Source organism: Saccharopolyspora gloriosae (assembly GCF_022828475.1).
Classification (GTDB): Bacteria; Actinomycetota; Actinomycetes; order Mycobacteriales; family Pseudonocardiaceae; genus Saccharopolyspora_C; species Saccharopolyspora_C gloriosae_A.
Map to the genome: position 1 here is coordinate 1,871,680 of NZ_CP059557.1, position 16,802 is coordinate 1,888,481.

The window sequence follows — 16,802 nt, forward strand, 5'->3', positions numbered from 1 at the left end:
AACGGTGCGTGGTCACCAGCGAACCGGCAGCGCGTGCAGTCCGAACAGCACACCGTCGTACTTGAACGGCAGCTCGTCCACCGGCTTCGCCAGTTCCAGCTTAGGGATGCGGTCGAACAACACCTGGTAGGCGAGGTCCATCTCGCCGCGCACCAGGTTCTGCCCGAGGCACTGGTGCACGCCGTAACCGAACGCCACGTGGTGCCGCGCCGCGCGGGAGGGGTCGAACCGGTGCGGGCAGCCGAAGGCCTCCTCGTCGTGGTTGGCCGCGGCGACCAGCGGCACGATGCCCTCACCGGCCTTGATCGTCTGCCCGCTGATCTCCAGGTCCTCCACGGCCACCCGCAGCGCCACCAGGTCCGCCACGGAGTGCAGCCGCAGCAGCTCCTCCACGACGCCCTCGCCGCCGATCCACTCGGGGTGTATCAGCAGCGTGAGCACGCCGAGCGCGATGTTGTTCGCCGTCGTCTCGTGCCCCGCGATCAGCAGCAGCATGGACACGCCGGACAGCTCCGCCGCGGACATGGTGCCCGCCGCCAGCAACCGGCTGATGAGGTCCTCGCCCGGGCGCTTCTGCTTGATCGCGATGAGCCGGTTCAGGTAGCGCAGCAGCTCCTTGGTGGCCGCCTCGCGTTCCTGGTCGGTGGCGGTGGTGCTGACCAGCACCCGTGTCTTGGCTTCGAAGAAGTCCCGGTCCACCTTCGGCACGCCGAGCAGGCTGGAGATCACCAGCGAGGGCACCGGCAGCGCGAAGTCCGCCACCAGGTCCGCGGTGTCGCCGGCGGCGAGCATGGCGTCGACGCGGTCGTGCACGACCTGTTCGATGGCGGGCCGCATCTCCCGGATCCGCCGCACCGAGAACTCCGAGATCAGCGTCTTGCGGAACCGGTTGTGGTCCGGCGGGTCGAGCGCGACGAACCAGCCGGGCATGGTGTCCGGGGAGGGCACGCCGCCGGTCTTGCCGAGCAGGCTGGGGAAGCCCTCGTGCGTCGGGTTCGAGCTGACCCGCGAGTCGGTGAGCACGGTGCGGACGTCCTCGTGCCGCGTCACCAGCCACACGACGGCGCCGGTGGGCAGCCTGGAACGCACCAGGCCGGGCTGTTCCCGGAATCCCGCGTATTCGGCGGGCGGGAACGACGCGCCGGGGCGGCGCAACGGGAAGTCGACCACGTCGGCCATGATCCGCTCTCCATCGTCGTCTGTTGTGATCAGTTCGCGGCGTAGAACTCGCGCACCTTGCCGACGACGTACTCCTGGTCGTCGGCGGTCAGACCGGTGTGCGTGGGCAGGTAGAGCCCGTCCTCGCTGAACCGGGTGGCGTTGAGCGACGGCCACACCGGGTCGAGGTAGCCGGGCTGGCGGCTCATCGGTTTGAAGAACAACCGCGTCTCCACGCCGTGCTCGGCGAGGAACGCGCGCAGGCCCTCGCGGTCGCGGGCGCGCAGGTCGTACATCCACAGCACGTCGCGCGGCGGCATCAGCGTGATGCCGTCGATGGCGCGCAGCCCGTCGTCGTAGCGCTTCTCGATGTCGCGGCGCACGCTGAGGATGTGGTCGAGCTGCTCGGTCTGGGCGAGCGCGACCGCGGCCTGCATCGCGGTCATCCGGAAGTTGTAGGCGAGTTTCTTGTGCAGGAAGCTGTGATCGCGGGAGAACGCCATGCCCCGCAGGTGCGCCATCTGCTCGGCCAGCCGTGGATCGTCGGTGAGGCAGATGCCGCCCTCGCCCGCCGTGATGATCTTGTTGGCGAACAGCGAGAAGCACGCGACGTCGGCCACGGGGGCGACGCCGTGCGCCTCGGCGGAGTCCTCCACGACGCGCAGGTTGTACTCGTAGGCGAGCTCCATGATCGGATCCATGTCGCAACGCCTGCCGTAGATGTGCACCGGCATGATCACCTTGGTGCGCGGGGTGATCTTCTCCTCGATCCGCGTGACGTCGATGTTGAGGTCGTCGCCGCAGTCCACGAACACCGGCGTGGCGCCGGTGTAGGTCACCGCCCACGCCGAGGCGATCATGGTGAACTCGGGGACGATCACCTCATCGCCCTCGCCGACGCCGAGCGCGCGCAGCGCCAGCGTGAGCGCCGTGGTGCCGGAGGAGCAGGCCACGCCGTGCGCGGATCCGTTGTAGCGGGCGAACTCCTGCTCGAAGCGCCGTACGAACGGCCCCTGCGAGGAGATCCAGTTCTCGCTGATCGCCTCGCTGGTGTACTCCAGCTCGCGCCCTTGCAGCCAGGGTTTCGAGACGGGGTAGCGCATCCGGGGTCCTTTCAGCACGGGTCGTGGTCTTGTCCTGTCAGCGGAGCCGATGAGCGGTGACCGGCTGCGCAGCGGGCCACCGCCACCGAGGTTGCGCTACCGGGACCGCCACGCGGATCACTCCGATAGGCCCTTCGCCTCCTGGTCGGAGAGCGCGGGCAGGGCTTGCAGCAGGTCGGCCGCCGCCTCCCGGCCGCCCGCGTCGTGCAGCAGCCGGCCGAACCGCTGGGCGCGGTCCCGGAACGACCGTTCGTCGAGCACCCGGACGAGCTTGTCCAGCACGTCCGCCACGTCGATCGTCTCCGGCCGGTCCAAGGTGAGGCTGACGCCGAAGTCCTCGCCGCGCACCGCCTGATCGTCGCAGTCCACCCACAGTGGACGGACGACGAGCGGCTTGCCGAAGTGCAGTCCTTCGTGGAACGCGTTGCCGCCGGCGTGGGTGAAGAACAGTTTCACGCTGGGGTGGGCGAGCACGTCGAGCTGGGAAGGCACCCACTTCTCGACCCGCAGGTTCGCGGGCAGCTCGTCCGGCAGCAGGTGCTGCTGCTCGGCGGGCAGCTTCCACAGCACGTGGGTGTCGCGCTCACCGAGCCTGCGGGTGACCTCCAGCAGCGACTCGACCTGGTCGGCGGTGAGCCGGGTGATGGTGCCGAATCCCATGTACACCACGGATTCGTGCGCGCCGAGCCACCGGGTCAGCCCGTCGTCGTCCGGTGCCTGCGGCAGCGGTGGCACCATCGTGCCCACCAGCCGCATGGTGTCCGGCACCGTGAACGGGTAGTCCAGCTCCCGCACGGAGTAGCACAGCACCATCGCGGCCTGCTCGATGCGCGGCATGAACCCGCCCGCTTCCTTCGCGATGCCGAGTTCGTCGCGGATCCGCTGGTCCCGCGCGGCGCGCTCGCGCAGCTCGGCGGTCAGGAACATGCCGAGGGTGCGGAACTTGAACAGCCGGTTCTGCAACCGCTGCCGGAAATTCATCTCGTAGGGCAGTCCGGAGTGCGGGACGGGGAAATCCGGCCCGGTGTAGGACTTGCCGAACGGCACGTGCGAGGTGAGCACGTTGCTCGGCATGAACGGAACGCCGAGCACGAACGGGATGTTCTTGGTGATGGCGAGTTCGTAGCCGTAGGAGCACATGCTCTCGACCACCATCAGCGCGGGCCGGATCTCCTCGACGGCCTTCTCCAGCGCGCGGTACTTGTCGATGCGCGCCTCGGGGGAGAAGGTGTGCCGGATGACCGCGCGGTGCGCCTTGAAGCGGGATCGCTGGGTCACTTCCCGGTAGGTCTCGTCGTCCCAGGTCACCGCTGACATCTCCGGCACCACCGGTCCGAGCGGGACGAACTCGACGGGGCTGTCGGCTTTGAGCGCAGCGACGTCGTCGGCCCGGTTGTCGTCGGTGGCGAAGTACAGGTCCTGCACGCCCCGCCGGGACATCTCCTCCGCCAGCACCAGCAGCGGGTTCAGCAGACCGCTCTCCGGGTAGCTGACGAACAGGATCGGCCGCCGGGTCGACGCCATGAACACACCCTCCACGAGATCGGCATCCCGGCGGCAGGGGACGTGCCGGGAGAAGACATCGACTTTTCTCCCACATGCCCATGCGGAGAATCCCTAGTCCTGCGAACCCCTTTCGGGCCTTCGACCTGCGGCTCTAGGGAAATGTACAGCCACACCGCACCTACGCTCCGCAGTCGAGTGGTGCAGTCCCGCCCGACTCCTGCCAGAGGTGGTGCAGCGCATGACGATCCCGCGTACGACGAGCCCGGCCGGTGACGATTCGCCGGCTGCGGACGACCCGATCGCAGTGGTGGCGATGGCGTGCCGTTTCCCCGGTGCCGTGCGGTCACCGGAGGACCTGTGGGAACTGGTCACCTCGGATTCCGGGGCGGCGTCCGGGTTTCCGGAGGACCGGGGCTGGGACTTGGCGGGGTTGCGCGCGGCCTGCGCCGTGGACTCCGGTGGTTTTCTGGCCGATGCGACCGAATTCGACGCGGAGTTCTTCGGAATCTCGCCGCGTGAGGCGCTGGCGATGGATCCGCAGCAACGGTTGCTGCTGGAGGTCTCCTGGGAGGCGTTCGAGCGCGCGGGCATCGATCCGGTGTCGCTGCGCGGTACGCGCACGGGCGTGTTCGCGGGCCTGCACGGGCAGGACTACGCGGTGGCCGCCGAAGGGGCGGCCGAGGACGTGAGCGGGCACGCCGTGACCGGCTTCTCGACGGCCGTGGCCTCGGGGCGCCTGGCTTACCTGCTGGGGCTGGCGGGGCCGGCGATCACGGTGGACACCGCCTCGTCGTCTTCGCTGGTGGCGGTGCACACGGCGGCGCGCGCGATCCGGGCGGGCGAGTGCTCGCTGGCGGTGGCCGCCGGGGTGCAGGTGATGTCCACGCCCGCCTCGTTCGTCGGGTACTCCCGGCAGGGCGGGCTGGCCGCCGACGGGCGCTGCAAGCCGTTCTCCGACGACGCCGACGGCACCGCGTGGTCCGAAGGCGCCGGGGTGGTGCTGCTGGAGCCGCTGTCGCGGGCGCGGGCGGCCGGGCACGAGGTGCTGGCGGTGCTGCGCGGTTCGGCGATCAACTCCGACGGGGAGTCGGCGGGCCTGACGGCCCCCAGCGAGACGGCGCAGCGGGCGGTGCTGCGGGACGCGCTGGCCGACGCCGGGCTGAACGCCGCCGACGTGGACGCGGTGGAGGCGCACGGCACGGGAACGGCGCTGGGCGATCCGATCGAGGCGACGGCGCTGCTGGCGACCTACGGGCAGGACCGGGAGATCCCGCTGCTGCTCGGCTCGGTCAAGGGGCATCTGGGGCACGCGCAGGCCGCCGCGGGCATGGCCGGTCTGATCAAGACGGTGCTGGCGTTGGGCCGGGACCGGTTGCCGGGCATCCTGAACTTGAGCGGCCCGTCCACGCGGGTGGACTGGACGTCCGGTGCCGTGGAGGTGCTGGCCGACGCCGCGCCGTGGCCGCGCGCGGACCGGCCGCGGCGCGCCGGGGTGTCGTCGTTCGGCATCAGCGGCACCAACGCGCACGTCATCCTCGAACAGGCCGCTCCCGTTGTGCCGCCAGAGGAATCCGTCCCGTCGGTGACGCCGGCCGCCGTGCCGATGCCGGTCTCGGCGCGGTCGGATGCGGCACTGGACGTGCTGCTGGATCAGGTCGCCGACCTCGCCGAGTCGGGTTCCGCGCCGGTGGACGTGGGCTGGTCGCTGGTGACCCGGCGGACCGGCTTCGACCGGCGTGCGGTGCTGCTGAGCACCGCCGACGGCGCGGTGGAGGTGGCTCGCGCAGCGGTGTCCGAGGGTTCGTCGGCGGTGGTGTTCTCCGGTCAGGGTTCGCAACGGCTCGGCATGGGCCGGGAGCTGTACGCCCGGTTCCCGGTGTTCGCGGCGGCGTTCGACGAGGTGCTGGCGGAACTGGACCGTCACCTGCAGCGCCCGCTGCGCGAGGTCATCTGGGGCGAGGACGCCGCCGAGCTCAACCGCACCGGACACGCGCAGCCGGCGTTGTTCGCCGTGGAGGTGGCGCTGTTCCGGCTCGCCGAATCCCACGGGGTGCGCCCCGATCACGTCGGCGGCCACTCGGTCGGCGAGGTCGCCGCCGCGCACGTTTCCGGCGCTCTGCCCCTACCGGACGCGGCGAAGCTGATCGCGGCTCGCGGCAGGCTGATGCAGGAACTTCCCGTCCAGGGCGCGATGGTGGCGATCCAGGCCGCCGAGCACGAGATTTCCCCGCTGCTCACTGAGAACGCGGGGCTGGCGGCGGTGAACGGTCCGGAGTCGGTGGTCGTCTCCGGCGGCGCAGAGGAGGTCTTCGCGCTCGCCGAGCACTTCACCGACCTCGGCCGCAAGACGAACCGGCTGCGGGTGTCGCACGCGTTCCACTCGCCGCTGATGGAGCCGATGCTCGCGCGGTTCCGCGAGGTCGTGCGTGGATTGTCCTTCGCCGAGCCGGAAATCCCGGTGGTGTCGAACTTGACCGGTGCGCTCGCGCGGCCGGGTGAGCTGGCCGATCCGGAGTACTGGGTGCGGCACGTGCGGGAACCGGTGCGCTTCGCCGACGGCGTCGCCGCGCTGCACGAGCAGGGCGTGACGCGGTTCCTGGAACTGGGGCCGGACGGTGTTCTTTCCGGCATGGTGCGGGATTCCGTGCCGGGCAGTCCCGTCATCGTCGTTCCGGCGCTGCGCCGTGACCGCGACGAGGAGGCCGCGTGGGTGACGGCGCTGGCCCGCCTGCACGTGACCGGGATGCCCGTCGACTGGCGGGAGGTGTTCACCGGCACCGGTGCGCGCCCGGTGGCGCTGCCGACGTATCCGTTCCAGCGCGAACGGTTCTGGCCGACGAAGACCGCGACGACGGGCTCTGGAATCGTCCCGGTACCCGAACGTCCCGCGCTCGCCCCGGAACCGGAACCCGACCTCACCGAGCGCCTCGCGAGCATGCCGCGCGGTAAGCGCACCCCGTTCTTGCTGGACTTGGTGCGCACCGAGGCGGCGGCGGTGCTCGGCCACCGAAAACCCGACCGGGTCGGCCCGGACCGGGTGTTCAAGGACATGGGTTTCGAGTCGCTGACCGGCGTGGAACTGCGCGACAAGCTGGGCGCGGCGACGGGCCTGCGCCTGCCGAGCTCGCTGGTCTTCGACCGCCCCACCCCGAATTCCGTCGCCGAGTACCTCACCGGCCACCTCGCGGACGACGCCTCGCTGGAAGCCGAACTGGCGGCCTGGGAACTGCGCCTGGACGCGTCCCCGGAGGACCCGGCGCAACGCGATCGCCTGGCGGCTCAGCTGGACCGCCTCGCGGCCAAGCTCCGCGACGGTGCACCGGATACCGACACCGACATCGCGGACGCCTCGCTCGACCGCCTCCTGGACTTGATCGACGAAGAGTTCGTCGCCTGACGAGCGACCACAGCAAGCCGATGGGGCGTCCGAACATGGGTTTTGTCCAGATCCTGTCAGCGGCGAAGCCGGTGAGCAGTGACCACCGGCACCGCCGCGGGTTCTCAGCGTTCCTCTCGCGAGGACAGCGATTTCCTTCGTGGAGCCACTCGGGAGATCACTGAAACACCGGCCGGGGCGCAGCGAGAAGACCGCTGAGGTTCCGCCACCCGTCCCCTTACGCAGCACACATGCGAGGAATTCCGTGCCTGAAGATCAGCAAGAGAAGGTCGTCGACTACTTGCGGCGGGTGACCGTCGATCTGCGGCACGCTCGCAAGCGCATCGAGCAGTTGGAGGACCGCGACCGCGAGCCGATCGCCGTCGTGGGCATGGCCTGCCGCTATCCGGGCGATGTGCGGTCGCCGGAGGACCTGTGGGAGCTGGTGTCCACCGGCGGCGACGCGGTGTCCGGTTTCCCCGCCGATCGCGGCTGGGACCTCGACTCGCTGCGCCGGGACAGCACCACGAGCACCGGCGGTTTCCTCTACGACGCGGCCGAATTCGACGCCGGCTTCTTCGGGATCTCGCCGCGCGAGGCGCAGGCGATGGACCCGCAGCAGCGGCTGCTGCTGGAGGTGGCGTGGGAGGCCGTGGAGCGCGCGGGCATCGCGCCGAGCGCGTTGCGCGCCACCCCGGCCGGGGTGTTCGTGGGCGCCTACCAGTGGGGCCGTTCGCAGCCGGACGCCGACGAGCTGCAGGGCCACACCATGACGGGCACCGCCTCCAGCGTCCTGTCCGGGAGGCTGGCCTACACGCTGGGCTTGCACGGCCCGGCGCTCACGGTGGACACCGCGTGCTCATCGTCGCTGGTGGCGCTGCATCTGGCGGCGCGGTCGCTGCGCGCGCAGGAGTCCTCGCTGGCCCTCGTCGGCGGCGTCACGGTGATGTCCGACCCGTCGCTGTTCGTGGAGTTCAGCAGGCAGGGCGGGCTGTCCGCCGACGGCCGCTGCCGGGCGTTCTCCGCCGACGCCGACGGCACCGGCTGGGCCGAGGGCGCGGGCGTCGTGGTGCTGGAACGGCTGTCCGATGCGCAGCGCAACGGTCACGAGATCCTGGCGGTGCTGCGCGGCAGCGCGGTGAACCAGGACGGCGCGTCGAACGGGCTGACCGCGCCGAACGGCCCCGCGCAGCAACGGGTGATCGAGCAGGCGCTGGAGAGCGCCGAACTGCGACCGTCCGATGTGGACGTGGTGGAGGCGCACGGCACCGGCACCAGGCTCGGTGATCCGATCGAGGCGCAGGCGCTGCTGGACGCCTACGGACACGACCGCGAGCGGCCGCTGTGGCTCGGGTCGTTGAAGTCGAACATCGGGCACACCCAGGCCGCCGCCGGAGTCGGCGGCGTGATCAAGATGGTGCAGGCGTTGCGCCACGGCGTGCTGCCGCGCACCTTGCACGCGCAGAACCCGTCGCCGGACGTGGATTGGAGCTCCGGTTCGCTGCGGCTGCTGACCGAGCAGGTCGACTGGCCGGCGGAACGTCCGCGGCGAGCCGCGGTGTCGTCGTTCGGCGTCAGCGGCACCAACGCGCACGCCGTCCTGGAACAGGCACCCCCGGTCGAGGATGCGCCGGAGCCGTCCCGGGCCGACGCGGTGGTGCCGTGGGTGCTGTCGGCCAGGACGGAGGTGGCGCTGCGCGAACAGGCCGCCCGCCTGGAGCGGCACGTGACCGAGCACCCCGAGCTCGCGCCGGTGGACCTCGGACATTCCTTGGTGCGCACCAGATCCCTGTTCGAGCAGCGCGCGGCGGTGATCGGCTCAGATCGGCAGGAGCTGCTGGCGGCGTTGCGCTCGCTGGCCGCCGGTGAACCCGACGCGGCGGTCGTCGAAGGCGCCGCCGAGGTCGAGGGCAAGGTGGTCTTCGTCTTCCCCGGCCAGGGCACGGCGTGGACCGGGATGGGTGCCCGGCTGCTGGCCGAATCGCCGGTGTTCGCCGAGCGCATCGCCGACTGCGAACGCGCGCTGAGCCACTTCGTCGACTGGTCGCTCACGGCGGTGCTGCGCCAGGAGCACGGCGCACCGTCGCTGGAGCACGACGACGTCCTGCAACCCGCCACGTTCGCCATGATGGTGGCGCTGGCCGAGCTGTGGCGCTCCTACGGCGTGGAACCGGACGCGGTCATCGGCCACTCGCAGGGCGAGATGGCCGCCGCCGTCGTGTCCGGCGCGCTGTCGCTGCTGGACGGCGCGCGGCTGGTCGCGTTGCGCGGACGGGTCATCGGCAGGCGCCTGGCCGGGACGGGCGGGATGCTCTCCGTCCCGCTGTCCAGCGCGCAGGTGCGGCAGCGGATCGAGGGCCGCGATCTGGCGTTGGCCGCGCTCAACGGGCCGAGCTCCTGCGCGGTGTCGGGACTGTCGGCGGAGCTGGACGCGCTGTTCGACGAGCTCACCGCGGAAGGTCTGCGGGTGCGCCGGATCGCCGTGGACTACCCGTCGCACTCCCGGTTCGCCGAGCCGCTGCGCGAGGAACTGCTCGCCGAGTTCGCCGACATCACCCCGCACGTCCCGGAGGTCCCGTTCCTGTCCACCGTCACCGGCGAGTGGTGCGACACGGCCTGCACGGACGCCGAGTACTGGTTCGAGAACCTGCGCCGCACGGTCGGGTTCGCCCCGGCCGTGGAGTCGCTGCTCGACCAGGGCCACCGCGTTTTCCTCGAGGTGGGCGCGCATCCAGTGCTGACGACGGGCGTGCAGGAACTCATCGAGCGGCACGAGGTTCCGGCGGTCGCCACCGGCACGCTGCGCCGCGATCACGGCGGGCTCGACCGGTTCCTGAGCGCGGCGGCGGCGGTGTTCGTGCGCGGCGGTGCGGTCGACTGGACCTTCGCGGACGCGCGGACCGTCGAGCTGCCGACCTACGCCTTCCAGCGCGAGCGCTTCTGGACGGAGCCCAGCCGCCCCGCCGCCGACCCGGTGGATGAGGAGTTCTGGACCGCCGTCGAGCAGCACGACACCGGTGCTCTGACGGCGAACCTGCACGTCGACGAGCAGGCGCTGGCTCAGGTGCTGCCCGCGCTGGCGTCGTGGCGCAAGCAGCGCCGGGTGCTGTCGGAGGCGGACGCCTGGCGCTACGAGGTCTCCTGGACGCCGCTGGGCGGCGTGCCGCGCGGTCTGCTGCACGGCACCTGGCTGCTGGTCACGACCGGCCGAGCCGAGGACGCCGACGTCGCCGCCGCGTTGTGCGAGCACGGCGCCGACGTCCACCGCCTGCTCCTGGGCGAGTCCTGTGTGGACAGAACGGTGCTGGCTCAACGGCTGGGAGAAGTCGGTGAACCGGCCGGTGTCGTCTCGGTGCTGGCGTTCGACGAGCAGCCCGGCGAGACCTACCCCGACATGCCACTCGGCCTGGCGCTGACCGTGTCGCTGGTGCAGGCACTGGGCGACGCGGGGATCGACGCGCCGACGTGGACCGTGACGCGCGGGGCCGCCCGCACCGGCGACGGCGACGCGCTGCCGAACCCGATGCAGTCGCAGGTGATGGGCGTGTCCTGGACCGCGGCGCTGGAGCACCCGCAGCGCTGGGGCGGCACCGTCGACCTGCCGGAGACCGTGGACGGGCGCGCGGCGAGCAGGTTCGCCGCCGTGCTCGCCGACTCCCGAGGCGAGGACCAGCTCGCGATCCGCCCGGCGGGCGTGCTGGCCCGCCGGGTGGTGCGCGCCGCGAAACCGCGCCCCGTGCGGGACTGGACGCCGCGCGGCACCGTGCTGGTCACCGGCGGCACCGGCGCCATCGCACCGGACCTCGCCCGCTGGCTCGCCGAGCAGGGCGCGCGGCAGGTCGTGCTCACCTCACGCCGGGGTATCGCCGCCGCAGGGATGCCGGAGCTCGTCGCCGAACTGGCCGAGCTGGGCACCGAGGTCACCGTCGAGTCCTGCGACGTCGCCGACCGCGACGCGGTCGCCGCCCTGCTGGACCGGCTCGCCGAAGCCGGGCACACGATCCGCACCGTGGTGCACGCGGCCGTGATCATCGAGCTGCACACGATCGACGAGACCACCACCGAGCAGTTCCAGCGCGTGGTGCGCGCCAAGGTCGCCGGTGCCCGGCACCTGGACGAACTGCTCGGCGACGACCTCGACGCGTTCGTGCTGTACTCCTCGATCGCCGGGATGTGGGGCAGCGGCGCGCACGCCGCCTACGCGGCGGGCAACGCGTACCTGGGCGCGCTGGCGGAGAACCGCCGCGCGCGCGGGCTGCCCGCCACCTCGCTGCACTGGGGCAAGTGGCCGGATTCGCCGGAGCTCGCCGAGCAGGACCGCCACGGCGTGCGCCGCACCGGCCTGCGCATCCTGGACCCGCGACTCGCGTTCACCGCCCTGCGGCGGGCGTTGGACGAGGACGCGTCCGTGCTCGCGCTGACCGATGTGGACTGGGCGAACTACCACCAGGTCTTCACCGCGGCGCGGCCGACGACGCTGTTCGACGACGTGCCGGAGGTGCGCCGGGTCGAGTCCGACGTTCCGGCGGAGGTCGGCGGGTTCGCCGCCCGGGCGCGCGCGTTGCCCGCGAGCGAGCGCTCGGCGCTGCTGCTGGAACTGGTCCGCGACCAGGCCGCCGCCGTGCTCGGGCACACCGGGGGCGGCGCCGCGCCCGCCGAGCGCCGTGCGTTCCGCGACCTCGGGTTCGACTCGGTGACCACCGTGGAGCTGCGGAATCGCCTGGTGCGGGCCACCGGGCTGAGCCTGCCCACGACGGTCGTGTTCGACTACCCGTCCCCGGCGGACCTGGCGGCGTTCCTGGACTCGCGGCTCGCCGGTGATCAGGAGTCCCGAGCGGCGAGCGCGACGGCCGCCACCGACGAGCCGATCGCGATCATCGGCATGGGCTGCCGCCTGCCGGGCGGCGTGACCACGCCGGACGAGTTGTGGCGGCTGGTGCTCGACGGCGCCGACGTGATCTCCGACATCCCCGCCGATCGCGGCTGGAACGCCGCCGAGCTCTACGACCCGGACCGGGATCGGGCGGGCCGTACCTACACCGTGCGGGGCGGGTTCATCGACGACGCCGCCGGTTTCGACGCGGGTTTCTTCGGGATCTCGCCGCGCGAGGCGCAGGCGATGGACCCGCAGCAGCGGCTGCTGCTGGAGACCGGCTGGGAGGCGCTGGAACGCGCCGGGATCGACCCGGAATCCTTGCGCGGCAGCGAAACCGGCATCTTCGTCGGCGCCAGCCACCAGGGCTACAGCGCGAGCGCGTTCGGCATCAACGACGGCACCGAGGGGCAGTTCGTCACCGGTGCCGCCTCCAGCGTGCTCTCCGGCCGGTTGTCCTACCTGCTCGGTCTGGAAGGTCCCGCCGTCACGGTCGACACGGCGTGCTCGTCTTCGCTGGTGGCGCTGCACTTGGCCGGGCAGTCGCTGCGCAGCGGGGAGAGCTCGCTGGCGTTGGCCGCCGGTTCCACGGTGATCTCCGGGCCGCAGGACTTCCTCGGCTTCAGCCGGTTGGGCGCGCTGGCGGCCGACGGCCGCTGCAAGGCGTTCGCCGAAGGCGCCGACGGCATGAGCCTCGCCGAGGGCGTCGGCGTGGTCGCGCTGGAACGGCTCTCCGACGCTCGCCGCAACGGGCATCCGGTGCTGGCGGTGCTGCGCGGTTCGGCGACGAACCAGGACGGGGCGTCGAACGGGCTCACCGCGCCGAACGGGCCGTCGCAGCAGCGCGTCATCCGGCAGGCCCTGGCCAACGCCGGCGTCGAAGCGGGTGAGGTCGACGTCGTCGAAGCGCACGGCACCGGCACCGCGCTCGGCGACCCGATCGAGGCGCAGGCGCTTTTCGCCACCTACGGGGCCGCGCGGTCGGCGCAGCGGCCGCTGTGGCTGGGTTCGCTGAAGTCGAACATCGGTCATTCCCAGGCCTCCGCCGGCATCGCGGGCGTGCTGAAGATGGTGCTGGCGCTGCGCGGCGGGCGGCTGCCCCGCACGCTGCACGCCGAGCGGCCGTCGTCGCACGTGGACTGGTCGGACGGACGGGTTCGGCTGCTCACCGACGAGGTCGAGTGGCCGGAGGCGGATCGGCCGCGCCGGGCGGCGGTGTCGGCGTTCGGCATCAGCGGCACCAACGCCCACGTCGTCCTGGAGCAGGCCCCGGAGCCCGCAGCTCCCGACACCGCCTCGGTGAGCGCCCGATACGGGCTGGTGCCGTGGGTGCTGTCGGCGAAATCCGATGCGGCACTTCAGGACCAGGCCGCCCGGTTGTCCACTGTGGAGTCCGACCCTGCTGAGCTGGCTTGGTCGTTGCTCCACGGCCGCAGCACTTTCGAGCACCGCGCGGTCGTCCTCGGCGCCGACGTCGACGAACTCACCGCCGGACTCGACGCCGTGGCCACCGCCGGAACCGGAGCGTCCGTGGTGCGGGGCACCGACGTGGGCGGCGCCGGACCGGTCTTCGTCTACCCCGGCCAAGGCTCGCAGTGGTGGGGAATGGGCCGTGACCTGCTCGCCGAATCCGACGTGTTCAGCGACGCCGTCGACGACTGCGAGCGGGCGTTGGCGCCGTTCGTGGACTGGTCGCTGCGCGAGGCGCTCACCGGCGCGGCCGACCCGGCACTGGTGGAGCGGGTCGACGTGGTGCAGCCCGCCCTGTTCTCCATGATGGTGGCGCTCACCGAGCTGTGGCGCTCCCACGGGTGCGCGCCGTCCGCGGTGGTCGGGCATTCGCAGGGCGAGATCGCCGCCGCGTACGTCGCGGGCGCGCTCTCGCTCGACGACGCCGCGCGCGTGGTCGCGTTGCGCAGCAAGGCGTTGCTGGCGCTGGCGGGCCAGGGCGGCATGGTGTCGCTGGCCGCCTCCGGTGACCGAGTCGCCGAGCTCATCGAACCGTGGTCGCAGCGGATCTCGGTGGCCGTGATCAACGGCCCTTCCTCGGTGGTGGTCTCCGGTGAACCGGACGCGCTGGAGGAACTGATCGCCGACTGCGAGCGCCGCGAGATCCGCGCCCGCAAGGTCAACGTGGACTACGCCTCGCACGGCCCGCACGTGGAGCAGCTGGAGGCGGAACTCGCCGAGGTCCTCGCGCCCATCACGCCGCGACCGGCGACCGTGCCGTTCTACTCGACCGTCACCGGCGAACGCATCAACACCGCCGAGCTCGGCGCAGGCTACTGGTACTCGAACCTGCGCAACACGGTGCGCATGCAGGACGCCACCCGAGCGCTGCTGGCCGACGGCCGCCGCCTGTTCGTCGAGGCCGGCCCGCACCCGGTGCTGGCCGCCGCGATCGAGGAGACGATCGACGAGTCCTGCCCGGACCCGGCGGTGGTGCTGGGCACGCTGCGCCGCGACGAAGGCGGGCCGCGCCGCTTCCTGCTGTCGCTGGCCGAAGCCCACGCGCACGGCGCCGAGGTGGACTGGACGAGCACGTTCACCGGCGGTCCCGGGCGGATCGTCGAGCTCCCCACCTACCCGTTCCAGCACCGGCGCTACTGGCTGACCCGGCGCCCCGCCCGAGGCGGCGCGGAGGATTCCGCGTTCTGGGACCTGGTCGAACGCGGCGATCCGAAGGTGCTGTCGGAGGAACTCGGCGTGGCCGGGGACGGTTCGGCGCTGACCGAGGTGTTGCCCGCGCTGGCGAAGTGGCGGGAACGCTCCCGGCACCGCGCGGCCGTGGACGCGCTGCGGTACCGGATCGGGTGGACGAAGTCGACCGATTCCGGCCCTGCGCAGGCGGGAACTCGGCTGCTGGTCGTGCCCGAGTCCCACGACGGCTGGATCTCGATGGTCGTCGACGCGTTCGGCGCGGACGTCGTGGTGCTCCCGGCGCAGGCGCGGGAGCGCGCGAAGCTGGCCGCCGAACTGCGGGAAGCCGCAGGTGAGCGGGAGATCGGCTCGGTCGTGTCGCTGCTGAGCATCCTGGACCCGCCCGGCGGGCTCACCGCCACATTGCTGCTGGTGCAGGCGCTGGGCGACGCGGAGATCGCGGCGCCGCTGTGGTGCGTCACGCGGGCCGCGGTGTCCGTCGACGGCGAGGACGTGAACCCGGAGCAGGCCGCGGTGTGGGGTCTCGGCCGGGTCGCGGCGCTGGAACACCCGGACCGGTGGGGCGGCCTGATCGACCTGCCGGACTCCCTGGACGACCGGATCACCGAGCTGCTGCCTGCGGCGTTGTCCGGCCCGGAGGACCAGGTCGCGGTGCGCGACGGCGGCCGGTTCGGGCGCAGGCTGCTGCGCTCCGCCTCCTCGCGAGCGGCCGAGTTCCGGACGCACGGCACCGCCCTGATCACCGGCGGCACCGGCGGCGTCGGCGCGTTCGTCGCGAAGTGGGCCGTGCGGCGCGGCGCGGAGCAGGTGGTGCTGACCAGCCGTCGCGGCCCGGACGCGCCCGGCGCGGGCCGGCTCACCGCCGAACTGGAGGAGCTCGGCGCGAAGGTGACCATCGCCGCCTGCGACGCGGGCGACCGCGAGCAGCTGGCCGGAGTCCTCGCCGACGCGGGCGAGCTCGGCTCGGTCTTCCACGTCGCGGGCGTCTCCGACGGGGACGCCCCGGTGCGGGAGCTGACCGAACGGCAGCTGGCGGACCTGCTGCGTTCCAAGCGGGACGCGTCGCTGCACCTGCACGAGCTCACCCGCGAGCACGACCTGGACGCGTTCGTGCTGTTCTCGTCGGGCGCCGCCATGTGGGGCAGCGGCGGCCAGCCGGGGTATGCGGCGGCGAACGCCTTCCTCGACGGCCTCGCCGAACACCGCCGCGCGCACGGACTGCCCGCAACCTCGATCGCCTGGGGCACTTGGGGCGAGGCCGGGATGGCGATGGACGCGGAGGTCGGCGAACGACTTCGCCGCCAAGGAGTTCCCGCCATGGCACCGGAACAGGCGCTCGCGGGCATGAATCAAGCCATTGTGGACGGATCGGCCACGGCGGCGGTCACGTTGATGGACTGGGAGAAGTTCGCCCCCGGCTTCACCGCGACCCGGCCGAGCCCGCTGCTCGGCGAACTCCCCGAGGTCCGCGCCGTGCTGGACGAGGCATCGGAACCCGCCGAGGCGGGCGAGGCCGGGTCCGCGCTGCTGCGGCGGCTGACCGAGCTGCCCGCCGCCGAGCGGTCCCGCGCGCTGCTGGAGGTGGTGCGGGCCGAAGCCGCCGCCACCCTCGGCTACGACGGCGCGGAGGGCATCCCGGCGTCCCGCGCGTTCAAGGACGTCGGATTCGACTCGGTCACGGCGGTGGAGCTGCGCAACCGGCTGCGCACCGCGACCGGGCTGCCACTGCCCGCGGCCCTGGTGTTCGACCACCCGAACCCGTCGGCGCTGACCGCGCACCTGGCCGCCGAAATGTTCGGCGAGGCCGACGAACGACCCGACGATCCGGACGCGCGAATCCGCGAAGTCCTCGCCACCATCCCGCTCGGCCGGCTCCGCAAGGCGGGGTTGCTGGACATGGTGCTGCAACTGGCCGAGGACGGCGGTGAGCCCGCCGAAGCGGACGCGCCGTCGGACTCGATCGACGACATGGATGCCGAGAGCCTGCTGCGGCTGGCCACCGGCACGAGCAACTGAGGAGCTCCTTTGAAATGGCCTGCGCAAGGGGTCGCTCAGCGGAACCTCAGCGGCTCCCTCACTGCGGGATCGATTTCCGATGGCCCCTGCACGGCGAAATCGCCGTCCT

At 72.2% G+C, this 16,802-nt stretch carries 5 protein-coding genes; 2 read left to right on the forward strand and 3 right to left on the reverse strand.

Annotation, left to right across the window (positions count from 1 at the left end; genetic code table 11):
- Window positions 1-12: 12 nt before the first annotated feature.
- The 3 genes from H2Q94_RS08000 to H2Q94_RS08010 all read right to left on the reverse strand — a co-directional run bounded on the left by H2Q94_RS08000 (window position 13) and on the right by H2Q94_RS08010 (window position 3,785).
- Window positions 13-1,179 carry a cytochrome P450 gene (locus H2Q94_RS08000; protein ID WP_243793718.1) on the reverse strand — a complete coding sequence of 389 codons (1,167 nt, stop codon included), beginning with the start codon at window positions 1,177-1,179 and terminating at the stop codon, window positions 13-15.
- 29 nt (window positions 1,180-1,208) lie between these two features.
- Window positions 1,209-2,261 carry a DegT/DnrJ/EryC1/StrS family aminotransferase gene (locus H2Q94_RS08005; RefSeq protein ID WP_243793719.1) on the reverse strand — a complete coding sequence of 351 codons (1,053 nt, stop codon included), beginning with the start codon at window positions 2,259-2,261 and terminating at the stop codon, window positions 1,209-1,211.
- Between the two features lie 117 nt (window positions 2,262-2,378).
- Window positions 2,379-3,785, reverse strand: a complete 1,407-nt coding sequence (locus H2Q94_RS08010) for a glycosyltransferase (RefSeq protein ID WP_243793720.1) — start codon at window positions 3,783-3,785, stop codon at window positions 2,379-2,381.
- 211 nt (window positions 3,786-3,996) lie between these two features.
- On the opposite strand from H2Q94_RS08010, the gene H2Q94_RS08015 reads away from it, so the two are divergent.
- Together H2Q94_RS08015 and H2Q94_RS08020 are read left to right on the forward strand one after the other, a co-directional pair.
- Window positions 3,997-7,164, forward strand: coding sequence for a type I polyketide synthase (locus H2Q94_RS08015; RefSeq protein ID WP_397545442.1), 3,168 nt, complete (start codon window positions 3,997-3,999; stop codon window positions 7,162-7,164).
- 244 nt (window positions 7,165-7,408) lie between these two features.
- Window positions 7,409-16,693 carry a type I polyketide synthase gene (locus tag H2Q94_RS08020; RefSeq protein ID WP_243793721.1) on the forward strand — a complete coding sequence of 3,095 codons (9,285 nt, stop codon included), beginning with the start codon at window positions 7,409-7,411 and terminating at the stop codon, window positions 16,691-16,693.
- Window positions 16,694-16,802: the final 109 nt, after the last annotated feature.